22 protein-coding genes are annotated in these 23,957 nt (G+C 71.1%); 14 read left to right on the plus strand and 8 right to left on the minus strand.

Translation table 11 applies throughout. From position 1 onward, the window contains the following. Window positions 1-246: 246 nt before the first annotated feature. Together ACY35P_RS07575 and ACY35P_RS07580 are read right to left on the minus strand one after the other, a co-directional pair. Window positions 247-1,371, minus strand: coding sequence for an NAD(P) transhydrogenase subunit alpha (locus ACY35P_RS07575; protein WP_462115226.1), 1,125 nt, complete (start codon window positions 1,369-1,371; stop codon window positions 247-249). A 105-nt stretch (window positions 1,372-1,476) separates the two neighbouring features. Next, window positions 1,477-3,786, minus strand: a complete 2,310-nt coding sequence (locus ACY35P_RS07580; protein WP_462115227.1) for a DUF1631 family protein — start codon at window positions 3,784-3,786, stop codon at window positions 1,477-1,479. A 128-nt stretch (window positions 3,787-3,914) separates the two neighbouring features. On the opposite strand from ACY35P_RS07580, the gene ACY35P_RS07585 reads away from it, so the two are divergent. Genes ACY35P_RS07585 through ACY35P_RS07605 form a run of 5 tightly spaced genes read left to right on the plus strand, consistent with a single transcriptional unit; the run spans window position 3,915 to window position 7,416 of the window. Next, window positions 3,915-4,496, plus strand: a complete 582-nt coding sequence (locus ACY35P_RS07585) for a nitroreductase family protein (protein ID WP_462115259.1) — start codon at window positions 3,915-3,917, stop codon at window positions 4,494-4,496. Further along, a complete protein-coding gene (locus ACY35P_RS07590; RefSeq protein WP_462115228.1) occupies window positions 4,493-5,437 on the plus strand; it encodes a 5'-3' exonuclease in 945 nt (314 codons plus the stop codon). The genes ACY35P_RS07585 and ACY35P_RS07590 overlap by 4 nt, the downstream gene beginning before the upstream one ends. 30 nt (window positions 5,438-5,467) lie before the next feature. Beyond that, window positions 5,468-6,058 (plus strand): NUDIX hydrolase, encoded by a 591-nt coding sequence (locus ACY35P_RS07595; RefSeq protein WP_462115229.1) that lies wholly within the window; start codon window positions 5,468-5,470, stop codon window positions 6,056-6,058. A gap of 27 nt (window positions 6,059-6,085) precedes the next feature. Beyond that, window positions 6,086-7,057 (plus strand): UDP-glucose 4-epimerase GalE, encoded by a 972-nt coding sequence (galE, locus tag ACY35P_RS07600; protein ID WP_462115230.1) that lies wholly within the window; start codon window positions 6,086-6,088, stop codon window positions 7,055-7,057. Continuing rightward, complete coding sequence (locus ACY35P_RS07605; protein ID WP_462115231.1) at window positions 7,057-7,416, plus strand: hypothetical protein; 360 nt, start codon at window positions 7,057-7,059, stop codon at window positions 7,414-7,416. The genes galE and ACY35P_RS07605 overlap by 1 nt, the downstream gene beginning before the upstream one ends. A gap of 3 nt (window positions 7,417-7,419) precedes the next feature. Here ACY35P_RS07605 and pip read toward each other — a convergent pair whose 3' ends face one another. From pip to ACY35P_RS07625, 4 genes are all read right to left on the minus strand, one after another. After that, window positions 7,420-8,364, minus strand: coding sequence for a prolyl aminopeptidase (gene pip / locus ACY35P_RS07610; RefSeq protein ID WP_462115232.1), 945 nt, complete (start codon window positions 8,362-8,364; stop codon window positions 7,420-7,422). 70 nt (window positions 8,365-8,434) lie between these two features. Then, the gene (gene prmC, locus ACY35P_RS07615) at window positions 8,435-9,250 is read right to left on the minus strand and encodes a peptide chain release factor N(5)-glutamine methyltransferase (RefSeq protein WP_462115233.1); all 816 of its coding nucleotides are present in this window, start codon (window positions 9,248-9,250) and stop codon (window positions 8,435-8,437) included. Window positions 9,251-9,273: 23 nt separating this feature from the next. Further along, the gene (locus ACY35P_RS07620; RefSeq protein ID WP_462115234.1) at window positions 9,274-10,509 is read right to left on the minus strand and encodes a GGDEF domain-containing protein; all 1,236 of its coding nucleotides are present in this window, start codon (window positions 10,507-10,509) and stop codon (window positions 9,274-9,276) included. Window positions 10,510-10,735: 226 nt separating this feature from the next. Further along, window positions 10,736-13,420, minus strand: a complete 2,685-nt coding sequence (locus ACY35P_RS07625) for a M1 family metallopeptidase (protein ID WP_462115235.1) — start codon at window positions 13,418-13,420, stop codon at window positions 10,736-10,738. A gap of 204 nt (window positions 13,421-13,624) precedes the next feature. Here ACY35P_RS07625 and ahpC point away from each other — a divergent pair, with 204 nt between their 5' ends. From ahpC to ACY35P_RS07645, 4 genes are all read left to right on the plus strand, one after another. After that, window positions 13,625-14,188, plus strand: a complete 564-nt coding sequence (gene ahpC, locus ACY35P_RS07630) for an alkyl hydroperoxide reductase subunit C (protein WP_462115236.1) — start codon at window positions 13,625-13,627, stop codon at window positions 14,186-14,188. Between the two features lie 186 nt (window positions 14,189-14,374). Further along, on the plus strand, window positions 14,375-15,958 hold the full coding sequence (ahpF, locus tag ACY35P_RS07635; protein ID WP_462115237.1) for an alkyl hydroperoxide reductase subunit F: 1,584 nt from the start codon (window positions 14,375-14,377) through the stop codon (window positions 15,956-15,958). A 181-nt stretch (window positions 15,959-16,139) separates the two neighbouring features. Next, window positions 16,140-17,081, plus strand: a complete 942-nt coding sequence (locus tag ACY35P_RS07640) for a LysR substrate-binding domain-containing protein (protein ID WP_462115238.1) — start codon at window positions 16,140-16,142, stop codon at window positions 17,079-17,081. 5 nt (window positions 17,082-17,086) lie between these two features. Then, the gene (locus tag ACY35P_RS07645) at window positions 17,087-17,725 is read left to right on the plus strand and encodes a hypothetical protein (RefSeq protein ID WP_462115239.1); all 639 of its coding nucleotides are present in this window, start codon (window positions 17,087-17,089) and stop codon (window positions 17,723-17,725) included. Between the two features lie 75 nt (window positions 17,726-17,800). Here the strand turns inward: ACY35P_RS07645 and msrA are convergent, their stop codons facing one another. Both msrA and ACY35P_RS07655 read right to left on the minus strand, forming a co-directional pair. Beyond that, window positions 17,801-18,460, minus strand: a complete 660-nt coding sequence (gene msrA, locus ACY35P_RS07650; protein WP_462115260.1) for a peptide-methionine (S)-S-oxide reductase MsrA — start codon at window positions 18,458-18,460, stop codon at window positions 17,801-17,803. A gap of 115 nt (window positions 18,461-18,575) precedes the next feature. Then, complete coding sequence (locus tag ACY35P_RS07655; RefSeq protein WP_462115240.1) at window positions 18,576-18,839, minus strand: putative signal transducing protein; 264 nt, start codon at window positions 18,837-18,839, stop codon at window positions 18,576-18,578. A gap of 72 nt (window positions 18,840-18,911) precedes the next feature. On the opposite strand from ACY35P_RS07655, the gene ACY35P_RS07660 reads away from it, so the two are divergent. The 5 genes from ACY35P_RS07660 (at window position 18,912) to ACY35P_RS07680 (ending at window position 23,897) form a co-directional block, all read left to right on the plus strand. Continuing rightward, entirely contained in the window at window positions 18,912-20,657 is a 1,746-nt protein-coding gene (locus ACY35P_RS07660; RefSeq protein ID WP_462115241.1) for a glutamine--tRNA ligase/YqeY domain fusion protein, read from the plus strand. Between the two features lie 47 nt (window positions 20,658-20,704). Further along, a complete protein-coding gene (locus ACY35P_RS07665; protein WP_462115242.1) occupies window positions 20,705-21,166 on the plus strand; it encodes a hypothetical protein in 462 nt (153 codons plus the stop codon). Next, window positions 21,166-21,738, plus strand: coding sequence for a nucleoside deaminase (locus ACY35P_RS07670; RefSeq protein ID WP_462115243.1), 573 nt, complete (start codon window positions 21,166-21,168; stop codon window positions 21,736-21,738). Before ACY35P_RS07665 ends, ACY35P_RS07670 begins: the two co-directional genes overlap by 1 nt. Before the next feature lie 4 nt (window positions 21,739-21,742). Next, entirely contained in the window at window positions 21,743-22,843 is a 1,101-nt protein-coding gene (gene rlmM / locus ACY35P_RS07675) for a 23S rRNA (cytidine(2498)-2'-O)-methyltransferase RlmM (protein ID WP_462115244.1), read from the plus strand. Window positions 22,844-22,955: 112 nt separating this feature from the next. Next, window positions 22,956-23,897, plus strand: a complete 942-nt coding sequence (locus ACY35P_RS07680) for an EF-hand domain-containing protein (RefSeq protein WP_462115245.1) — start codon at window positions 22,956-22,958, stop codon at window positions 23,895-23,897. Window positions 23,898-23,957: the final 60 nt, after the last annotated feature.

Below are 23,957 nucleotides of genomic sequence, written 5' to 3' on the forward strand. Positions count from 1 at the left end.
ACCTGCTGCTGCTTGCCGAAGCCGCGCCCACGCGCGATGCACGCCGTGCCTTTCTCCTGCGCGCAGCGGACGTCGCAGGCGAGGCCCGCCGGCCAGCGCTGATCGCGTTCGCGCGACCGGGGCCGCCGCGCAGGCGGGCCCGGGCTTACGCGCCGGATGCGTTTCGTTCCCGTCGAGCGCGGGCGAGCACTGTCGATGCAGCGGCCGACGGACGTCGGCGACCGCCATCGACGCGACGCGGGTCGATCAGGCCGCCGCGCTCGCGGCCGGGGCCTCGCGCTCGGGCCACGCCGTGCGGTGGAGCAGTTCGTCGCTCCAGTCGAACGCGAGCCGGCCGCCGTCGACGAACAGGCTCACGAAGTTCAGCACGTTGCGTGCGTACATCTCGCTCGCATGCACCGCCCCCATGCTGGCGAGGCCGAGCGGTCCGGCAACGGTGACGCCACCGGCGTCGATGGTCTCGCCCGGCACCGTCGCCTCGCAGTTGCCGCCGCTTTCGGCTGGCAGGTCGACGATCACGCTGCCGGGCTTCATGCCCGCGACCATCGCCGCACTGACGATCTTGGGCGCGGGCCGACCGGGCACCGCGGCCGTGCAGACGACGACGTCGACCGAGCCCAGGTGCGCACCGAGGCGCTTCTGCTGCTCGGCGCGCTCATCGTCGGTCAGGGCGCGCGCATAGCCGCCTTCGCCCACGGCGCTCACGCCGAGATCCAGGAACTTGCCGCCGAGCGATTCGATCTGCTCGCGCGTCTCGGGCCGCACGTCGAACCCTTCAACCTGCGCGCCGAGGCGGCGTGCGGTGGCGATCGCCTGCAGGCCGGCGACGCCCGCGCCGATCACCAGCACCTTGGCCGGGCGGATGGTGCCTGCCGCCGTCGTGAGCATCGGGAAGAAGCGCGGTGCGAGCGTGGCGGCGATCAGCACGGCCTTGTAGCCGGCCATGCCCGCCTGCGAACTCAGGACGTCCATCGACTGCGCGCGCGTGGTGCGCGGCAGGCGCTCGAGCGGGAATGCGACGAGGCCGCGCTCGCGGATCAGCGCCGCGCGGGAATCCGACGCCTGCGGGGCCAACAGGCCGACCAGCGTCGCGCCGGGTTTCAGCGCCGCGAGGATCGCGTCCGCGGGCGCCTGGACCGACAGCAGCAGGTCCGCGGCACCGACGATGGAATTGGCGGCCGCGAGTTCCGCGCCCACCTGTACGTAGGCGTCGTCGACGAAACCCGCCGCGGCCCCGGCGCCGGGCTCGATGGCCACGCGCGCACCGCGCGCGATCAGCTTTCGCACCGTTTCGGGCGTCGCGGCGACGCGTCGCTCGTGCGCCGCGCGCTCGCGCAGGATGCCAACCGTCACTGCCGTCGTTTCCGTCATGCGGATGCTCCCAGGGCGTCGACGCATCCTAGCGGACGACGGCGACCGACGGCGTGCGCAAACGAAAAGGCCCCGCCGAAGCGGGGCCCCTACATCGCGTGGCGGTCAGGCCGCGTAACCGCGCAGTTGCCGTTGCAACTGCTCCATCGCCGCTTCGAAGGGCGACTGCCCCGACGCGATCTCCAGCCGGCCGTCCGCCGCCATCAGTGCGAGTTCCTCGGCGCTCGCGGCGAGAACGCGCATTCCGCGACGGTTGACCAGCAGCAGGCGCGAGGTCAGCGGGCTGACCCAGGCGACCTTTGCCGAGATGGGCTCGCCCTGCGCATCGCTGAGGCGCACCCAGGCGCCGACATCCAGTTCGCGGATGCGCGCGACCCACTTCGGATCGGCCCGCAGCGTGTCGGTGCCGCCGGCGAGCCAGAGGCGGCTCTCCTGCTCCGGCTCGTCGCGCACCGGGGCCGGCATCGCGCGAATGCGGCGCACCGCATCGGGATCGGCCAGGCCGCGGACGATGCCGGCGAGACCGTGGCTCGCCGCGGTGGCGTCGAGGCCCGAGGACGCGAGGCATTCGGTCAGCGGCGCTTCGAGGGCGAGGAGCTGATGGACCAGCGCATCGCCCTGCGCACGCGCGGCGAGCGCGTCGGCCTCGGCGAGCGCGTCGCCCATCGCGATCGCATCGCTGAAGCGCGGGCTGCCGCCGCCATCGCGGAGCAGCGTCTGCACGAGATGATGGCGCCAGGGTGTCACGAGGAACTCGCCGACGGCCTGCGTCAGCGGACCCTGCGCGAGCCGCGTCTGGAGCACGGCATCGGCCTGCGTGCGGGCCTGCGAGAGGCGCTCGCGGCCGTAGCTCGCCTTCGCCGCGCGCTGCTCCTGCAGCTCGACGCGGCGACGCTGCTGCATGAGCAGCTCCTCGAGTTCCGTGTAGGCCATCTCGAAGACCGAGAGGTCCTCGTTGAACTCGGCGACGATGCGCTGCGAGACGGCGGACGCGCGTTCGAGCAGGTCTCGGTCCTGCGGCGTGGCACCGGTGTTGTCCTCGCACGCCTCGGTGAGCGCATCGAGCAGTCGACGCGCCGGATGATGGCGTTCGACGAACATGGAATCGTCGTTGATCGCGACCTTGAGGTACGGCAGCACCAGGCGCGCGTAGACGCGGCGGGCGCGGTCCTGCAGTGCATGGGTGCGGAACAGCGATTCGAACAGCAGGGCGACCATGTCGACCGCATCCTCGTCGTCCGCCGACAACGCGGTGTACTCCGGATGCAGGCCCAGGCGACGCGCGCCTTCGGCGAGGTAGCCGCGGATCGCGTCCGACAGCTTGCCGGTGGTTCCGAGCGCGCGCGCGAAGATGTCCGGCGGCTCGGCCTGGAGCACCGAGGCGATGCTGGTCAGCTCGCGCGGCTGGAACTCGCGCAGCACCGGCGCGGCACCGTAGCCGCCGCCGATGCCGCCCATGCCACCCGTCGACGGACCCATGCCGGGCACGCCGTACTGGAGGCCGACCGGCGCCTGCGCCAGCGTGCGCACGCCCCCGTGCTGGCGCTCCATGCGCCAGATGCGGAGCTGCTCGCGCAGCGGCTCGAGTTCGGTGGAATGGCGGTGGCCGCCCAGGCCGTCGCCGAGCGGGCGCGCCATCGGCGCCTGCGGCATGCCGAAGCCGGCAGGCGCTGCATGCGGCATGTACGGCGCCGCCGGCGCCGGCGACTCGGTCGGAGCCGGAGCCGGCGTCACCGCCGGAGCGGGCGTCGCGTCGAACTCGTCGCGCTCGAAACGCGCGATCGAGGCCGGCGACCAGGCGCTGGTGGCGTAGCCCGCGCGCGTCAGCACCGCGCCGAGGTTCGGATAGAGGTTGTCGAGCACCGGCACCAGCTGCTGCTGGAACTGGCGGAACAGCAGGCGGCCCAGCGCTTCGGAGACGCCGGCGTTGCCGATCGCCGTGATGAACGTGCCGCAGAGCTTGCTCGGGGAGACGGGGTTCGGGCCCGCGGGAACGCGCATCGCGAGCGCGAGTTCGTCGAGCTGCGTGCGCAGCGACTGCAGCTGCGACTGGTAGCGCTTGTCCAGGATCTCGGTCAGCGCCTGGGCCTGCAGGTGCAGGTCGATCGCCTCCTCCTCTATCAGGCCGAGGGTGAGGCCCGAACGGATGAAGGGATTGCGGAACTCCTCGAACGCCTGCGCGACCTGCTGGCGGAAGTTCATCGTGTCGGAGGCGCTGCGCGCGCGCAGCACGTTGAGGCCGGCAAGCTCGTGGTACGCGTCGGGGCCGGTCTCGGACAGCTCCCGCTCCGCGCCGATGTACAGCACGGTCGGGAAGGTGCCGAGCCGCTCGACCGAGAGCCGCTTCAATGCCTCCAGCACGCGCGAGGGATCCAGGCGCGATTCGATTCCGGGCTCGTTGAAGGGACTGAACATGGGCAACTCCGGCGGGGTCGCTGCTGTCGCAGGGTCGACTTGAAATGCAGCATAGTGGCAAGCCGCGTCACTTCCTGACTCGATTCATCGATCTGTGAGCCATGTCCCAAGCGACCGAAACCCTGCCGATGAACGGACCCGAAAGCGCGTTGAACGTACTCGATCGGCGACGTTCGGTACCGCCGATGCAGTTGTGTGAACCCGGTCCCGACGAGGCGCAGGTTCTGCGCATGCTGCAGTCGGCGGTGCGTGTTCCCGATCACGGAAAGCGGGTGCCGTTCCGGTTCGTGCGCATCGCCGGCGACGCGCGCACCGCGCTCGGCGACCGGTTGGCGGCGCGCACACGGCAGCGCGATCCCGACGCGAGCGACGCCCACGTGGAGAAAGATCGGCAGCGCTTCCTTCACGCCCCCCTGATCATCACGGTCGTGGCGGACCAGGGCGAGGACGCCAAGATCCCCGCCAGTGAGCGTCTGCTCAGCGCAGGCTGCGTATGCTTCGCCCTGCTCCAGGCCGCGCAGGCCTTCGGTTACGGCGCCTGCTGGCTCACCGGTTGGGCGGCCTACGATCCGGAGATCCGCCGCGCGCTCGGCGTGGGCGACAGCGAAGTCGTCGCCGGCTTCATCCACATCGGATCGATGCGCCAGTCCGTGCCCGAGCGCGACCGGCCCGATCCCTCGCTGCTGCTGACCGACTGGATCCCCCGATGACCGCTGCCCCGACGGCGCCGCTGCGCACCGTCTACCTCGTCGACGCGAGTGTCTACGTGTTCCGCGCCTGGCATTCGATGCCCAACGAGTTCACCGACGCCGAAGGCTGGCCGACCAACGCCGTGCACGGCTTCGCGCGCTTCCTGCTCGAGCTGGTGGAGCGCGAGAAGCCCGAGCACATCGTCGTGGCGTTCGACGAGGCGCTCGACACCTGTTTCCGCAACCGGCTCTACCCGGCGTACAAGGCGAACCGCGACCCGGCGCCCGATGAGCTGAAGCGGCAGTTCGCCGCCTGCCAGCAGCTGTGCGTGGCGATGGGCATGACCGTGCTCGCGCATACCGACTACGAGGCCGACGACCTGATCGGCAGCGCGCTGCATGCGGCCCGCATGCACGGCTTCCGCGGCGTGCTGGTGTCGGCCGACAAGGACCTCTCGCAGCTGCTCGGCGACCACGACGAGCAGTGGGACTTCGCGCGCGGCCGGCGCTGGGGCGCGGCGGGTGTGCCGGCGCGCCACGGCGTGCGCGCCGACCAGATCGCCGACTACCTCGCCCTGACCGGCGACGCGATCGACAACATCCCGGGCGTGCCCGGCATCGGCGCCAAGACCGCCGCCGCACTGCTCGCGCACTTCGACACGCTCGACGAGGTGCTGCGGCGCGTCGACGAGGTGCCCTACCTGTCCGCGATCCGCGGCGCGGCCCGCTGCGCGCAGCAGCTGCGGCAGCACCGCGAGCAGGCCCTGCTCTGCCGCGCGCTGGCGACCATCGCGCTCGACGCCCCCTGCGAGGGCGCGGACGCCCACTTCCGCCGCGGTGCGCCGCAGGCCGAGGGCCTGCTCGCGCTGTGCGACCGGCTGCGTTTCGGGCCGCTCACGCGGCGCCGGCTGCACGCCGCCTGCGGCCTCGACTTCATTCCCGTGGCATCCGCGACGGTCTAGCATCGCGGGCAGACTCCCTCGCCCGCCGCCATGACCGACGACCGCGACGCCCCGCTGCACACCCTCCACGAAGGCCGCTGGCTGCGGCTCGTGCAACGCGGCCGGTGGGAGTTCGCCGAACGGGTGCATGGCCACGGGATGGCCGTGATAATCATCGCGATGACCCCCGACGACGAAGTGCTGTTCGTCGAGCAGTTCCGCGTGCCGCTCGGCAAGAAGACGATCGAGATGCCGGCCGGCCTGGTCGGCGACGAACGCGACGACGACACGCTCGCCGAGGCCGCGCGTCGCGAACTCATCGAGGAGACCGGCTACGCGGCTGCCGAGGTGCGCGTGCTGCTGACCGGCCCGACGTCGTCCGGCATGAGCAGCGAACGCATCGCCTTCGTCCGCGCCACCGGGCTCACTAAGGTCGGCGAAGGCGGTGGCGTCCACGACGAGCAGATCATCGTGCACCGCGTTCCGCGCACCGAGGCGCCGGCATGGCTCATGCGCATGCATGCGCAGGGCTACGAGGTCGACCTGAAACTCTGGGGCGGGCTCTGGATGCTCGAGCGCGAGCCCGACGGCTCGCCCATCGCCCCGCCGCCTTCGCGGCCCGCTGACGGAACGGCCGCTTAAATCGCGCGATTCCACAAGGAAGCGAACATGCACATCCTCGTCTGCGGCGGCGCCGGCTACGTCGGCTCGCACGCCTGCCTTGCGCTCGCCCGCGCGGGCCACGACGTCACCGTCGTCGACAACATGCTGACCGGCCATCGCGCGGCGGTCCGCTGGGGCCCCCTGGTCGAAGCCGACCTCCTGCGCCCGGACACGCTGGACGCCGCCTTCGAGCGCAAGGTCGACGCCGTCATGCATTTCTGCGCGCGCTCGCTCGTCGGCGAGTCGGTGACCGACCCGTACGGCTACTACCAGAACAACGTCACCGGCACGATCAACCTGCTGGAGGCCATGAAGCGCCACGGCGTCGACCGGCTGGTCTTCTCCTCGACCGCCGCGGTGTTCGGCAATCCCGTCAGCGACCTGATCGACGAGGAGCATCCGAAGGAGCCGATCAATCCGTACGGCGCGACGAAGCTGATGGTCGAACGCGTGCTCGCCGACGCCGCGAACGCGTACGGCCTGCGCTCGGTGGCGCTGCGTTACTTCAATGCCGCGGGCGCGGCGGCCGACGAAGGCATCGGCGAGGCGCACGAACCCGAGACGCACCTCATCCCGAACGCGCTCAAGGCCGCGGCGGGTGGTGGCGCAGGGCTGAAGGTGTTCGGCAACGACTACCCCACGCGCGACGGCACCTGCGTGCGCGACTTCGTGCACGTGCTCGACCTCGCCGACGCGCATCTGCGCGCGCTCGACTGGATGGATCGCGAGCCCGGCGCGCATCGCTTCAACCTCGGCAACGGCAACGGTTTCTCCGTGCTCGAGGTGATCGAGGCGGCGCGTGCCGTGTCGGGCCGCGACATTCCCTACGAGATGGCGCCGCGTCGCGCCGGCGACCCCCCGGTGCTGGTGGCGTCCAGCGGCCAGGCGCGCGAGAAGCTCGGCTGGACGCCGAAGTTCGACCGCATCGAGCCGATCATCGAGACCGCCTGGGCCTGGCACCGGGCCCCGGCCTACTGATGGCGCCGCGACGTCGTCCACGCGGCGTGCGTTCCGGCCGGTCGCCCGGTCGGCGGCACTGGCTCGCCGCGCCGCTGCTGGGCGTCGCGCTCACGCTCGCCACGTCGTTCGTGAAGCAGCAGGCGATCGCGCGCTATGCGGACGTCGAGGGCTGTGCGAACGGCTGCAGCGTCGCGGCGGCCGGCTGGCCACTGCCGTGGCTCGTCGACGACCCGTCGGTGTCGCCGGTCAACAGCGTTTCGCTGTCGGGCGCGCTGTTCGGGCTCGACCACTGGCGCTTCGAAGGGCTCGCGGTCGACCTCGTGCTGTGGACGCTGGCAGCGGCGCTCGCACTGCTCGTCCTGCGCCGCCGTCGCTGAGCCTCAGCCGGCGAAGCGGTCCGTCGCCTGCACCAGCGCGTCGATGTTCTGCAGCTCGAAGGCCGAATGGCCCGAAGCCGGGGTGATCACCAGCTCGGCCTGCGGCAGCGCCTGCTTGAGGTCCCACGCGTTCTGGACCGGACACACCACGTCGTAGCGGCCGTGCACGATGAAGGTGGGGATGTGCGCGATACGCGGCGCATCGCGCAGCAGCTGGTCGTCGACCTCGAAGAAGCCGGCGTGCACGAAGTAGTGGTTCTCGATGCGCGCGAAGGCGAGCGCGAATTCGGGCTCGTCGTGCGCGGCGGTGAAGTCGGGGTCGTAGTGCAGGAAGCTCGTCGCGCCTTCCCAGACACTCCATGCGCGCGCGGCGGCCAGGCGCGTGGCCGGGTCGTCGCTGGTGAGACGGCGGTGATAGGCGCTGATGAAGTCGTGGCGCTCGGCCTGCGGGATCGCCGCGACGTACTGCTGCCACGCTTCCGGGAACAGCCGGGACGCGCCCTCCTGGTAGAACCATTCCAGCTCCCAGCGACGCAGCATGAAGATGCCGCGCAGCACGAGTTCCGTGACGCGGTGCGGATGCGTCTGCGCATAGGCGAGCGCGAGCGTGGAGCCCCAGGAGCCGCCGAAGACCTGCCACGTGTCGATGCCGAGTTTGTCGCGCAGCGTTTCGATGTCGGCGACGAGGTGCCACGTCGTGTTGTCGACGAGGTCGGCATGCGGCGTCGAGCGGCCCGAGCCCCGCTGGTCGAACAGGATGATCCGGTACTTGGCCGGGTCGTGGAACTGGCGCATCTTCGGGCTGCAGCCGCCGCCGGGGCCGCCGTGCAGGATCACCACCGGCTTGCCCTGCGGATTGCCGCACTGCTCGTAGTACAGGGCATGGCGCTCGTCGACCTGGAGGACGCCGGTGTCGAACGGCTCGATTTCGGGATACAGGCTGCGCATGGCCGGCGGACTCGTGCGGGGAAGCGGAAAGTCTAGGCGGACGACGTGCCGGATCGCACGCGTTCGCGGTTCAAAGTGCGCAGCCGAACGTGATGCGCTCGCGATCCTCGAGGTCGAGGGCGGTCTCGACGCCGCGAAGCCCTGTGGCAGCGAACAGCGCGCGCACGTCGGCGCCCTGCGCATAGCCGTGCTCGACGACCAGCCAGCCGCCCGGCCGGAGGTGCGCACGGGCGCCGGCGGCGAGCGTGCGGATCGCATCGAGTCCGTCCGCGCCCGAGGCGAGCGCCGACGGCGGCTCGTGCCGCAGGTCGCCGCGCGACAGGTGCGGATCGCCTTCCGCGATGTAGGGCGGATTGCTGAGCAGCAGGTCGAAGCGCTCGCCGGCGAGGGGCCCGTACCAGTCGCCTTCGCGCAGCTCGACGCGACCGGGCGCGAGCCGCTCGACGTTGCGTCGCGCGACCTCGAGGGCCGCGGCGCTCGCGTCGACGGCGACCACCGTCGCCTGCCGGCGCTCGAGCGCGATCGCGAGGGCAATCGCGCCGCTGCCAGTGCCGAGGTCCGCGACGCGCGTCGGACCATGCGGCAGGCGCTCCAGCGCGAGTTCGACCAGGCGCTCCGTCTCGGGCCGCGGGATCAGCGTCGCCGGACCGACCTCGAGGTCGAAGGTCCAGAAGCCGCGCAGGCCCACCAGATAGGCGACCGGCTCGCCGGCCTCGCGGCGGGCGACGAGCACCTCGAACGCGGACGCATGCGCGGTGTCGATCTCCGCGTCGCCGTGGGCGAACAGCCATGCCGGATCGCGCGACAGCACGTGGCCGAGCAGGCGCTCGGGCTCGCCGGCGTCCAGGCGCGCGCGCGAGCTGCGGAGCAGCGCGTCGATGCGCATCGTTCGGCTCCGTGGAGGGGCGGCTATGGTAAGTCGAGCACCGCGCCGGCCGCGCGCGCCTCGGCGACGGGGCGGGCCGTCGCCGGCGGCGGCGACATCGCGAACACGCGGTCGCGGCCCTCGTCCTTGGCGCGGTAGAGCGCGGCGTCCGCACGACGCAGGGCGGCTTCCCAGTCCTCCTGGCCGCGCGCGAGCTCGGTGACGCCGAAGCTCGCGGTCACCGGACGCCCGATGGCGCCGATCGGCCGCGCCGACAGGGCCTGGCGCAGGCGCTCGGCGACGGCGACGGCATGGTCGAGGGCGGTGGACGGCAGCAGGATCAGGAACTCCTCGCCGCCGAGGCGGAATGCCGCGTCGACGTCGCGCAGTTCGCAGGCGATGCGCGCCGCGGCCTCGCAGATCACGTCGTCGCCGGCCCCGTGGCCGAAGGTGTCGTTGACCGACTTGAAGCGGTCGATGTCGAGCATCACCAGCGACAGCGGCGTGCCGTAGCGCTCGCAGCGCGCCTGCTCGCGGGCGGCATGCTCGAACAGCGAGCGACGGTTGAACAGGCCGGTGAGCGGGTCGCAATGCACGAGGCGCTGCAGCTCCACTTCCTTGCCGCGGAACATCAGCAGCGCGAGCGCCAGCGTGAGCACGTAGACGAAGACCAGGCTCACCACGAAGAACAGCACCTGGAACGGATCGTTGACGAACGAACTGGTCAGCCCGTGCGTGGTCGCCGCGTAGACGAAGCGCACCGCGAGGAAGGTGCCGTTGAAGACGAAGACGCCGGCCGCCAGCCCCTGGAAGCGGCGGTCGTCGGCGCGCGCGCGCCACAGCGTGAGGCCCGAGGTGAAGTCGAGCGCGAGGTAGAAGCCCGACAGCACGAGCACGCGTAGGCGCAGGTTCTCCTGCATCTCCGTCCAGACGAGCCCGACGACGATCAGCGCCGCGGCGAGCGCGAGCAGCGGGACGATGCGCGTGGGCCGGCCGAGGTAGGCGCGCACGCCGGCCAGCAGCAGCACGTGGGTCGACGTGATCAGGCCGTTCGCGATGGTCAGCGCGATGCTCTTGGGCACCCCGAGCGAGACGGTCAGGAAGAGATGGCCGAGCTGGTGGCCCAAGCCGAAGGCGAGACCCGCGAGCCCCCAATAGACGAGCGCGGGATTGCGCATGCCCGCCATGCGGATGCCCATCATCGTGCCCGCGAGCAGGAAGCCGGCCAGCCCGGTCACGAACGCGAGCGTCGCGGTATCCAGTTGGCGGATCAGGTCCATGCGCCCCTCCGGTGCCCACCACGCCGATGCAAGGACCTTGCCAGTGGCGGGCGCCCCCCGCGCCTGCCACTCCCGGGCGGGGCACCCCCGTCCGGATCGGAGCGCCACGGTAGCGTCACGCGCCCCATGCGGCGCGCCCATGCGACGAACGGCGACGAACGGTCGCCCATGAACGACAACGGGCGGCCGAAGCCGCCCGTCGCCCGGCATTCCCTGCCGCGGTGCGTCAGCGGCGGGCGAAGTCCAGCGGCAGTCCCTTGCGGGCATCGCGCTGGGCCGCGCACAGGCGGATGCCCTCCACGGTCTGCTCGAGCTCGCGCGGGCCACCCTCGACCTTTTCCATGCGCGGCGCGAACGCCGCCTGCAGCGCGACCGCATCGGCCTCGCTGCACATGCCGCTCGCGTACACGCCCACGAGCGCCGCACCGGCCGGGGCGAGACGCGCTTCGAGCTCGGCGAAGTGCGTGTCGACCCAGTCGCGCAGCGCGGGACGCGTCGCGGCATCCGCCGCCGCGCCGCCCACCGCCGGGAAGATCTCGTTCCGGCGCAGCAGGCCCGGTTCGAACGCCAGCGCACGGGCGCGCGCGTCGAGCGTCGGCACGTGCGTGCCGCCCATGGCCGACAGCAGCTCGGTGCGGAGCACGGCGTCCTGGCTGGCGCGGAACTGCTTCTCGGCGACGTCGTACGCGGCGGCGCCACCTTCCTGCAGGGCGACGACCAGCGCGGTGTCGCGCAGGTCGCGCGCGACCGCATCGGTGCGCGGCGGCTGGCCATCGAGGCCGAGCACGGCACGGCCCAGTCGGTTCATCTCGCCACGTACCTTGGCATCGCGCAGGTCGGTCGCAAAGAACTCGACCAGCGTGCTGCGCAGCAGCGCATCGTCCTCGGGCTCGCCGGGCTTCGGCGACAGGCCGAGACGCTCCAGGCGCGGGCGGTAGATCGCCGCCACCTTCGAATGGAAGGCCTCGCGCGCCTTGTCGTCGGCGAGCAGGTACTCGGACATCCACTCCGTCGCGCGCATGCCGGCGGTCGCGGTCTGTCGCACCGGCGCGTCTGCGAAGCGCGGCAGCGCGGCCAGCAGCTGCGAGGGCGAGAGCGTCCCCGCCCCATAGGCGGCCACGACCGAATCGGCCGCCATGCGCTGCTCGCGCTCGTCGAGCATGGCGAAGTCGGCGTTGAGCGCGGCCTGCAGCTTCGGCGACAGCGCGAAGCGGTAGTAGCCGGCGCCGTAGCCGTTCGGCATTACCCACTTCGGGCACGACGTCGCCGCGGTCAGTTCGACGCGCGCCTCGCGGTCGGTCACCAGCGTCTTCTGCTCGCGCACGGTGGCGCCGTCGGCGTAGCGGATGGTCATCGGCACGCCCCAGGTGCCGGCGGCCGATGCGGTCGAGCCGATGGGCACGTAGCGCGACTGCGCGACCCTGAGCGCGGGCACCTTGCCGGAGCAGTCGAGGTCCACGGCCAGGTACGGCACGCCGGGCTGGTCGATGAAGCTGAAGAACGCCTTGGACACCGCCGAGGGATCGTCGCCCTGCGCCGCCACGGCGGCGATCAGGTCCGCGCTCGTCGCGTTGCCGCGCGCATGCGCCTTCAGGTAGTTGCGGATGCCGGTGCGGAACTTGGCCTCGCCGATGAAGCGCTCGAACATTGCGAGCGTGGCGCCGCCCTTCTGGTAGGTGATGCCGTCGAAGGCGGATTCGATGTCGCGGTAGTCGCGGATCGGCTCGTGGATGCGGCGCGTCGACGCCAGGCTGTCGGCGCCCATCGCGCCGATCGCGCCTTCGAGCAGGCCGCGGTCGGCATGCGCCTGCGGCTGCACCTGCCCGTGGATCTTGTTGCCCATCCAGGTCGCGAAGCCTTCGTTGAGCCAGAGGTCGTCCCACCACTTCATGGTCACGAGGTCGCCGAACCACTGGTGGGCGAGCTCGTGCGCGCTGGTGCCGTAGAACGACTGGCGACGGCCGACCGAGGACGACTCGTCCGGGAACATCAGCGAGTCGCGGTAGGCGATGAGGCCCGGGTTCTCCATCGCGCCCGCCCAGAAGTCCGGGGCCGCGAGGTTGTCGAGCTTGTCGAAGGGATACGGGCTGCCGAAGTAGTCCTCCAGCGCGGTGACGATCGCCGGCGTATTGGCGAGCGTGTACTTCATGCGGCCGCCCTGCCCGTTCGCCGCGACGCCGCGCAGGCGGATCGGCGTGGCGCGATTGCCGTTGGGCGCGATGTCGGGGCCGGGCACGACGTCCCACGGGCCCACCGCGAACGCGACGAGATAGCTCGGGATCGCCTCGGTGCGCGCGAACGTCACCTTCTTCCAGCCGCCGGGCATCGGCGTGGTGGTGCCTTCGAGCGAATTGGCGACGGCGACGTTGTCCTGCGGCACGACCAGCGTGATCTCCCACGACTGCTTGAAGCTCGGCTCGTCGAAACCGGGGAACGCGGTGCGTGCCCCCAGCGGCTCCATCTGCGTCATCACGTAGTCGCGGCCGTCCGGCTTGACCTTGTACGCGCCCTGCAGCTGCCCGAACGGCGCCTCGAAGGCGATGTCGAACACGGCCTTGCCCGCGGGCAGCGGCGTCTTGCCGACGAGCTTGAGCACGCCGGACGGGTCGACCTCGCTGACCGTGAGCGGGATCGTCCGCTTGCCGACGATCGCGTTCGCCCGCGCGATCTTGAGCCCGCGGCCGTGCATCCAGACGGTGTCGGTGGCCTCGGCGATGTCCGCGTCGATGCGGGTCGTCCCGCTGAAGGCGGCCTGCTTCGGATCGATCCTGAGCTCGAGGCGCACGAGCGTCGGCACCACGGTGCGCGGCAGCGGGCCGGTGGGAACCGTGGAGTCGGCGGCGTGGACCGTGCCGGCGAGGACGGCGGCGGAGAGCGCGAGGGCGAGGGCGTGGTGACGCGGACGGGTCATGCAGGCGGTTCCCGGGGGTGAACCCCCGAGGGTAAGCGGCCGCCTACGGCGTCCGCCCAGGCCGAAAGTCCCGGTCGATCGAGTTTCGGCGTGCCATGCCATAGGCATTACCGATCGCCGGGATCGGGACAATCAATTTGAGGGATCGACCGCCCGGGGCTACGATGCTGACCCATTCATCCCTCCCCCAGCCAGGAGCCACCGATGTCCCTGATTAACAAGCCCGTCCAGCCGTTCAAGGCGCAGGCCTTCCACAACGGCAAGTTCATCGAAGTCACCGAGAAGAGCCTGCAGGGCAAGTGGTCGGTGATCGTCTTCATGCCGGCGGCCTTCACCTTCAACTGCCCGACCGAAGTCGAGGACGCGGCCGAGAACTACGCCGAGTTCCAGGCCAACGGCGCCGAGGTCTACATCGTCACCACCGACACGCACTTCTCGCACAAGGTGTGGCACGAGACGTCGCCCGCCGTCGGCAAGGCGCAGTTCCCGCTGGTCGGCGACCCGACCCATGCGCTGACGCGCGCGTTCGACGTGCACATCGACGAGGAAGGCCTGGCCCTGCGCGGCACGTTCATCGTGAACCCGGAAGGCGTGGTCAAGGCCTTCGAGGTGCACGACAACGCCATCGCGCGCGACATGAAGGAAGCGCTGCGCAAGCTCAAGGCGGCCAAGTACGTCGCCGAGCACCCGGGCGAGGTCTGCCCGGCCAAGTGGCAGGAAGGCGCGCACACGCTGAAGCCGTCGCTCGACCTCGTCGGCAAGATCTGATCCATCGCGGACGCCGGGCGGATGCGCCCGGCGTCCTTCGAGGGCTGGCGGCAACGGCATGCGCATGACGCTGCCGCCAGTGTTCGACGCACCGCGCCGTCGCGCGGTCGCAGGCCGGGCGTCGCCCGCCGTCTTCGTGGCGCCTTTCGCGCGCCGCATTCCCTTCCGTTCGCCATGGAGCCCGCCATGCTCGACGACAGCCTCAAGTCCCAGCTCTCCGCCTACCTCGAGAAGCTCCAGCAGCCGATCCGGCTCGTCGCATCGCTCGACGACTCCGACGCCTCGCGTGAGCTCGAGGCACTGCTGCGCGACATCGCCGCACTCAACGACAGGGTGAGCTTCGAGCGCGCCGACGACGATGCGCGCAAGCCGTCGTTCGCCATCGTGCGCGCCGGCACCGACATCGACGTGCGCTTCGCGGGCATCCCGATGGGCCATGAGTTCACGTCGCTCGTGCTCGCCCTCCTCTGGGTCGGCGGCCATCCGCCCAAGCTCGACGAGGACGTGCAGAACCAGGTGCGCGACCTCGAGGGCGCGTTCGTCTTCGAGACCTACATGTCGCTCTCGTGCCAGAGCTGCCCGGACACGGTGCAGGCGCTGAACCTGATGAGCGTGCTGAACCCGAACATCAAGCATGTCGCCATCGACGGCGCGCTCTTCCAGGCCGAGGTCGAGGCGCGCGGCATCATGTCGGTGCCCACGATCTACCTCAACGGCCAGCCGTTCGACCAAGGCCGCATGACGGTCGAGCAGGTGCTCGCCAAGCTCGACACGGGCGCGGCGTCGCGCGCGGCCGAGTCGATCGCGAAGAAGGAGGCGTTCGACGTGCTCGTCGTCGGCGGCGGCCCGGCCGGCGCGGCGGCGGCGATCTACGCCGCGCGCAAGGGCATCCGCACCGGCGTCGTCGCCGAGCGTTTCGGTGGCCAGGTGCTCGACACCATGGGCATCGAGAACTTCGTTTCCATGCCGTACACCGAGGGCCCGAAGCTCGCCACCGCGCTCGAGCAGCACGTGCGCGAGTACGAGGTCGACGTGATGAACCTGCAACGTGCAGCCAAGTTGCATGCGGCGGGCGCCGATGGGCTCGTCGGCATCGACCTCGGCAACGGCGCGACGCTGCGCGCGAAGAGCGTGATCCTGTCGACCGGTGCGCGCTGGCGGCAGATGGGCGTGCCCGGCGAGGAGCAGTACAAGAACAAGGGCGTGGCCTACTGCCCGCACTGCGACGGCCCGCTGTTCAAGGGCAAGCGCGTGGCGGTCATCGGCGGCGGCAATTCGGGCGTGGAGGCGGCGATCGACCTCGCGGGCATCGTCGCGCACGTCACGCTGGTCGAGTTCGACACCAGGCTGCGCGCGGACGAGGTGCTGCAGCGCAAGCTGCGCAGTCTGCCGAACGTCGAGATCGTGGTGAACGGCCAGACCACCGAGGTGCTCGGCGACGGCGCGAAGGTGACCGGCCTCGTGGTGAAGGACCGCGCCTCGGGCGAACTGCGCACGATCGAGCTCGAAGGCGTCTTCGTGCAGATCGGCCTGCTGCCGAACACGGAATGGCTCAAGGGCGACGTCGAGCTCAGCGCGCGCGGCGAGATCGTGATCGACGACCGCGGCGCCACCAACGTGCCCGGCGTGTTCGCCGCGGGCGACGCCACCACCGTGCCCTACAAGCAGATCGTGATCGCGATGGGGGCCGGCTCGACCGCCGCGCTCAGCGCGTTCGACCACCTGATCCGCACCTCCGCGCCCGCCGAGGCGACGCGCCAGGCCGCGTGACCGGACGCAGCGCGCCGGAGCCTTCCGGCCGCGCGTGGCGATGTCGACCGTCCGAAGCGGTCGGCGTCCCGGGAAGGCCCGGCGCGTCGCGTCCGGGCCTTTCGCTTGTTCACCATCGACCGCCTGAATCGAAACGCCGCCTTCGATGGCGCCCACCGCCACCGCCGCCTACCATTCCCGCATGAATCTGCGTGACCTCCGCTACCTCGTCGCCCTCGCCGACCACCGTCATTTCGGCCGCGCCGCGCAGGCGAGCCACGTCAGCCAGCCCACGCTCTCCACGCAGATCAAGAAGCTCGAGGACGAGCTCGGCGTGTCGCTGGTCGAGCGCGCGCCGCGCCGCGTGATGCTCACGCCGGTGGGCCACGAGGTCGCCGACCGCGCGCGCGGCATCATCGCGGAGGTCGAGCAGATGACCGAGGTCGCGCGCAGGTCGCGCGATCCCGAGGCCGGCACCGTGCGCCTCGGCCTGTTTCCGACGCTGGGGCCCTACCTGCTGCCGCACGTGCTGCCGCAGGTGCGCACGCGCTTCCCGCGGCTGGAGTTGCTGCTGGTCGAGGAGAAGACCGACCAGATCCTGCAGCGTCTGCGCGAGGGGCGGCTCGACGCCGGCATCCTCGCGCTGCCGATCCATGACGAACAGCTGCGCGTGGAGCCGCTGTTCGACGAACCCTTCGTGCTCGCGGTGCCGCGCACGCATCCGATGGCCGCCCGGGGCACGCTGGAGGATGCCGACCTGCGCGACGCCGACCTGCTGCTGCTGGAGGAAGGCCACTGCCTGCGCGACCAGGCGCTCGACGTCTGCCGGCTCGCGGGCGCGGGCGAGCGCGAGGGCTTCCGTGCGACCTCGCTGGAAACGCTTCGGCAGATGGTGGCCGCAGGCGTCGGCATGACCCTGCTGCCGATGCTGGCCGTGCAGCCGCCGGTGCCACCGTCGCCGGACCTCGCACTCATCCCGTTCCGTGGCGACGCGCCGCATCGGCGCATCGCGATGGTCTGGCGCCGAAGCTCGGCCATGGGCGCGTTCCTCGAAGGCCTCGCCGCCGAGTTCCGTCGCCTGCCGGCCGGGCTGCTGGCGCCGCCCGCGCCGACGCCCGCTCCGCGACGTCGCCGCGGGGCCTGAGTCGCGTGCGTCGATTGACGATCGGCTTGGTGCTGGTGGCCGCCCTCGTCGGCGGCTGGAAGACGCTGGGGCCCCGACCGCACCACCCCGCGCCGTCGCCAGCCGCCGGCCCCGTCGCCTGCCCGCGCCCGGCGGCCGTCCGCGCCTTCGCCGAACCGCTGCAGAGTTCGCTCACCTCCGACGTCGGGCCGTTCCGCCTGCGCGCAGCGACGCTGCGACCACTCGCCGGCTTCAGCGTCGACGCGCGCGTCCTGTCGCGACAGGACTACGACAGCGGCCGCGAGGCGGACCTGTCGCCCACGGATCTCGCGCTCGGCTGGGGCCGCATGCGCGAGGACGCGGTGCTCGACCACCTCGACATCTCGCAGGGCGGCCGCTGGTATCGCTACCGCTGGAGCGGCGATCCGCCGATCCCGCCCGGGGAGATCGTCCGCTCGAGCGCGAACATGCACCTGATCCCCGGCGACGAATCCGTCGCGCGCGCGCTCGATTCGGTGCGCGAAGGCGACCGCGTGCGCTTCGACGGATGGCTGGTGGCTGCCGAGGCGCCCGACGGCTGGACATGGCGCAGTTCGACGTCGCGCGAGGACACCGGCGACGGCGCCTGCGAAGTCATCTACGTCTGCAGCCTGACGCGCTTCTGATCCCCGAGCCCGCGGCAAACCGCGCGCGATGGCGTGACGCCGCGATCGCGCGGAACCAGAGTCCGGGATCAGGCCTCAGGCCGGGCCGACCGCGTTCCCGATCGGGCAGCTCACGCCCGTCCCGCCGAGCCCGCAATAGCCGTTCGGGATCTTCGACAGGTACTGCTGGTGCTCGTCTTCGGCGTAATGGAACGTCGGCGCCGGGTAGGCGATCTCGGTCGTGATGTCGCCCAGGCCGGCCTCACGCAGGCGCTGCTGGTAGGCATCGCGACTGGCGATCGCGGCCTCGTGCTGCGCCCGGGTCGTGCAGTAGATCGCGGACCGGTACTGCGTGCCGGTGTCGTTGCCCTGGCGCATGCCCTGCGTCGGGTCGTGGCCTTCCCAGAACGCCTTGAGGAGCGCGTCGAACGACACCTGCGCCGGGTCGTAGACCACCAGCACCGCCTCGGTGTGGCCGGTCATGCCGCTGCAGACCTCGCGATAGGTCGGGTTCGGCGTGGCGCCGCCCGAATAACCGACCGCGGTCGTGTGCACGCCGGGAATCGTCCAGAACAGGCGCTCGGCGCCCCAGAAACAGCCGAGCCCGAACTGCACCTGCTCGAAGCCCGCGAAGTCGCCCTGGATCGGCCGGCCGTGCACGTGGTGCGCATGGCCCACGCGCATCGGCGTGTCGCGACCCGGCAGGGCCTCGCCCTCGCGCGGCAGGCGCTGCTTGTAGGCACCGATTCCCAGCAGTTTGTCGAGCATGTCGAACTCCTCGGCCGGTGACCGGCGATGGACGAGCGCAGCATCGTGGCCGCGAACGCGGTGTGGCGAAGCGGTTACGACGCGCCCGGCGCGGTGGATGCGTTCAGGCCGGTTGCAGGCCAGGATCCCAGTCCGCATCGCTCGCCGTGTCCGGCGGCTGGCCGAAATCGAGCTCACGCACCACCGCCTCGGCCTCGGGCCAGGCGGCCTCGGGCACGCAGACCTGCACCATGCCGTAGAGCGGCAGTTCGCCGATGCCGCCCGTGAGCGCCTCGCCCCGGATGAAGACGGGAATGCCCGCGTCCTCGAGCGCGTGGCGCACGAGATGGGCGTCGATCAGGTTCGCGGCGTCGTAGACGGGCTTCATCGCGGCCTCGCGGCGGGCCGGACTGGCCTTCTTCGCTAAACTGCGGGCTTCCCCACGTGGTTGCAAGCCTGCATGTCCGCATCGCCCGACAATTCCGCGCCCGAGTCCGGCGTGAAGAACGACTTCATCCGCCAGATCGTCCGCGAGGACCTCGCCGGCGGGAAGCACCGGGCGATCCGCACGCGATTCCCGCCGGAGCCCAACGGCTACCTGCATATCGGCCATGCCAAGGCGATCTGCCTCGACTTCGGCATCGCGCAGGAATTCGGCGGCAGCTGCAACCTGCGGCTGGACGACACCAATCCCGCGAAGGAAGACCCCGAGTACGTGCGGGCCATCCAGGACGACGTGCAGTGGCTGGGCTTCGAGTGGAATTCGCTGCGCCATGCGTCGGACTACTTCGAGGTGTTCTACCTGGCGGCCGAGCAGCTGATCCGCCAGGGCGACGCCTACGTCGACGACCTCACCGCCGAGCAGGTGCGCGAGTACCGCGGCACCCTCACCGAGCCGGGTCGGCCCTCGCCGTTCCGCGATCGCGGCGTCGAGGAGAACCTCGACCTGTTCCGCCGCATGCGCGCCGGCGAATTCGCCGACGGCACGCGCACCCTGCGCGCGAAGATCGACATGGCGAGCGGCAACATCAACCTGCGCGACCCGGCCCTGTACCGCATCAAGCACGTCGAGCACCAGAACACCGGCGACGCCTGGCCGATCTACCCGATGTACGACTTCGCGCATTCGCTCTCCGATGCGATCGAAGGCATCACCCATTCGCTGTGCACGCTGGAGTTCGAGGACCACCGCCCGCTGTACGACTGGTGCGTGGACCGGGTCGATCTCGCCGGCCATCCCGGACTGCTGGAACCGCTGCTGGCGAAGGGCTTTCCGCGGGAAGCCAGCAAGCCGCGCCAGATCGAGTTCTCGCGCTTGAACTTCAACTACCTCGTGATGAGCAAGCGCAAGCTCATGGCGCTGGTGCAGGAAGGCCTCGTCGATGGCTGGGACGATCCGCGCATGCCGACGCTGCAGGGCATCCGCCGCCGCGGCTACACACCGGGCGCGTTGAAGCTGATGGTCGACCGCGTCGGCATCTCCAAGCAGAACTCGCTGCTCGACCTCTCGATCCTCGAAGGCGCATTGCGCGACGACCTCGACGCGGCGGCGCAGCGCCGCATGGGCGTGGTCGATCCGCTCAGGCTCGTCATCACCAACCTGCCGGAGGGCCACGAGGAAGCGCTCACGTTCTCGAACCATCCGAAGGACGAGTCGGCGGGCGAACGCCGCGTGCCGTTTTCCAACGCGCTGTGGATCGAGCGCGAGGACTTCGAGGAAGTGCCGCCCAAGGGCTTCAAGCGGCTCACCGTCGGCGGTGACGTGCGCCTGCGTGGCGCGGGCATCGTGCGCTGCGACGAGGTGGTCAAGGACGCCGACGGCCGCGTCGTCGAAGTCCGCTGCACGCTCGATCCCGAATCGCGCCCGGGCATGGACGGCGCGAACCGCAAGGTCAAGGGCACGATCCACTGGGTCAGCGCCGCGCATGCGGTCGAAGCCGAGATCCGCCTGTACGACCGCCTGTTCACCGTGCCGGATCCGGACACGGACGAGGACGGCAAGACCTATCGCGACTACATGAACCCGGAATCGCGCCGGGTGGTGACGGGTTACGTCGAGCCGGCCGCCGCGCAGCTAGCCCCGGAGACCAGCGTGCAGTTCGAGCGCATCGGCTATTTCGTCGCCGACCGCTACGACCACCGTGCCGACCGTCCGGTGTTCAACCGCAGCGTCACGCTGCGCGACACGTGGTCGGGCAAGGCTTGACCGTCCTAACTGGGAGAATCGCCATGCGCCCCACTCTGTTCGCGATCATGCTGACGCTCGCCGTTCTACTGCCCGGCTGCGCGCAGCCCGGTGCGACGGGGGCAACGCCGGCTGCTGCTCCGATGCCAGCCGCTGCGGCCCCGGCGCCGCAGCGCACGTCTGCCGCGTCGTCTCCCGCGCCCGTGACGGCTGCACCCGCCACGGCACCGGCGCGTCCGCTGCACGCGCCGTCCATGAGCGACCCGCTGCCGCCCGAACGCGCCGAAAAGGCCAATCCCGCGGCGCCGAGCAGGGCGTGCCGCACGGACGCCGACTGTGCGATCAAGGACGTCGGCAATTGCTGCGGCTCGGCGCCGGCCTGCGTGAACGTGAAAGCCCCCGTCGACCCGGCCGCCGTGAAGGCACAGTGCGCGAAGCAAGGACGCGCCTCGATCTGCGGCTTCAAGCCGATCGAATCGTGCAGCTGCGTCGCCGGCCAGTGCGAGGGCAACCTCATGATGACGAACTGATGCTCTACGCGCAGGTCCACCTGACCCTTCCGGCCTGGGTCCACGACATCGACACGTCGCGCGTGTTCCCCACGGACGACGACAAGGTCGCGCTCGCGATCGAGCTGTCGCGCCGGAACGTCGAGGCCGCGAGCGGCGGCCCGTTCGGCGCGGCGGTGTTCGGCCCGGACGACCGCATCGTCGCCGTCGGCGTCAATCGCGTGCTGCCGCATGCGTGCTCGGTCGCGCATGCGGAGACGATGGCCTACATGCTCGCCCAGCAACGCACGCAACGCGCCCGGCTCAACGAGATCGCGCCGGGCGAACGCGTCGGCCCCATCACGCTCGCGACGTCCGCCCAGCCCTGCTGCCAGTGCTATGGCGCGACGGTCTGGGCCGGCGTCGATCGCCTGCTCATCGGCGCGCGCAGCGAGGACGTGGAGTCGCTCACCGAATTCGACGAAGGCCCGCTGCCGGCCGACTGGGTCGGCGAACTCGAGCGTCGTGGCATCGAGGTGGTGCGCGACGTGCAGCGCGAGGCCGCCTGCGACGTGCTGCGCGGCTACTCGAGCGCCGGCGGCGCCCGGTACTGAACGCATGAACCGCCCGGCCCTGTTCGCGCAACCGTCCCTGCTTGGCTACTGCCGCGCGGGTTTCGAGCCCGAACTCGCCGCCGAGCTCACCGAGCGCGCCGGCGCCGCGGGCTTCGCCGGATATGCCCGCACCGAGCGCGGCAGCGGCTTCGTGCGTTTCGTCTGCGACGAGGTGGAAGGCCTGTCGGCCGCCCTGCCCTTCCGCGACCTGATCTTCGCGCGGCAGAAGCTCGTCGCCTTCGCGGAATTGCCGACCCTCGGCGCCGGCACCGCCGCGCGGCCGGACCGTGTCGGCGCGATCGTCGATGCGATGGCGGCGACGCTCGGCCGTCCCGAACTGCGCTTCGGCGACGTGCGCGTGGAGCACCCCGACAGCGACGACGGCAAACCGCTTGCCGCACTCGCGCGTGCCCTCGGCAATGCCCTGCGTCCCGCATTGCGCGAAGCGGGATGGCTCACCCATATCGACTCGCCGACACGCGCCCGGCTGCACGTGCTGCTGGAATCGGGCGACCACGCGCACCTCGCGATCGTCGACCCGGCCGACGGCAGCGACTGGCCGATGGGCATTCCCCGCCTGCGCATGAACACGCAGGCGCCGAGCCGCTCCGCACTCAAGCTCGAGGAAGCGTTCCTCACGCTGCTCGACGCGGACGAGCGCAAGGAATGGTTCACCGAGCACATGTACGCGGCCGACCTGGGCGCCGCGCCGGGCGGCTGGAGCTGGGTGCTGATGCGCCAGGGCCTGCGCGTGATGAGCATCGACAACGGCCCGCTCGCGCAGGACCTGCTCGACAGCGGACGCGTGGAGCATCTGCGCGCGGACGGCTTCGTCTGGCAGCCCAAGCGCATGCTCGACTGGATGGTCTGCGACATGGTCGAGCAGCCGCGCCGTGTCGCATCGCGCATGGCGACGTGGCTGCGCGAGGGCTGGTGTCGCCGCACGATCTTCAACCTCAAGCTGCCGATGAAGAAGCGCTGGGACGAGACACGACAGTGCCTCGAACTGTTCGAACAGGAAGTCGGCAAGCCGGTCGACTGGCGGGCGCGCCAGCTGTATCACGACCGCGAGGAGATCACGGTCTTCGCGCGTCTACGCGACTGACACGTTGCTGTCCGCCCGCTGACGCGATTCCGCGGATCGCGGCCGCTTGCACGTCCGGTTGATCGCGCGGCGCCTAGCGTCAGGGCGATCCCTAGACGTGGAAGGCCCGCACATGAACATTCTCCGCACGAGCACCCTCGCCGTCGCACTGGTCACCGCACTCGGTGTCGCCACCCCCGCCTTTGCCCAGCGCGCCACCGAGGCCCGCGCGAAGGTCGCCGCCAAGATCACCAAGGACGTCGCCGCGGACGCGGCGCGCAATGCGCGCCTCGACGCGAAGATCGCGAAGGAGGCTGCGAAGGACGCGTCCGCCACCGGCGACGACGTCGCCGCGCATCAAGCGCACCAGGCCGCGGTCGCCGCCGAGGACGCCAAGAACGAGACCGTCGACCGCACCGCGGACGCGATGGGCGCCGTCGCCGGCGCGCGCGACGGCATCAACAAGGAGGCTGCGGCCGACGAGGCCCGCGCTTCGGCCCGTCAGGCGAGCCGCGCCGCGACGCGTGCCGCGAGCCACAGCGCCGCGGCGCAGGCGGCGACCGACACGACCACCACGGTCACCACCGACGTCCCGGTCTCGGCGAACGCCTCGGCCAATGCGCGCATCGCGACCTCCGCACCGGGTGCGATGGCCGACTACCGCCACATGACGGGCGCGGGTCGCTTCCACATCGACACCAACGTGCTCGACACCAACCACGACGGCTTCCTGAGCCGCGAGGAGGCCGGTGCGAACATCGCGCTGAACAACCAGTTCGCGACGATCGACACCAACAGCGACGGCCGCATCGCGACCGACGAGCTGCGCGGCTGGATCGCGGCCGGTGGCCTCACCAAGAACTCGCTGCCGGTGGGCGACGCGCTCTCGGGCGTCGGCATGGCGAACGCGTTCCAGCTGCTCGACGTCAACGGCGACGGCATGCTGACGTCGAAGGAAGCCGCGGTGCAGTCGCGCCTGGGCGCCCGCTTCCGCACGCTCGACAGGAACCGCGACGGCCAGCTCTCGCAGGCCGAATTCGACGCCTGGTCGTCGACCTCGGGCCGCACGCGCTAAGCCTGTCGCCTCGACGTTGAACGCGATGCCCCGCTCCGGCGGGGCATCGTCGTTTCCGGG

The sequence above is a fragment of the Lysobacter xanthus genome, from assembly GCF_047159895.1.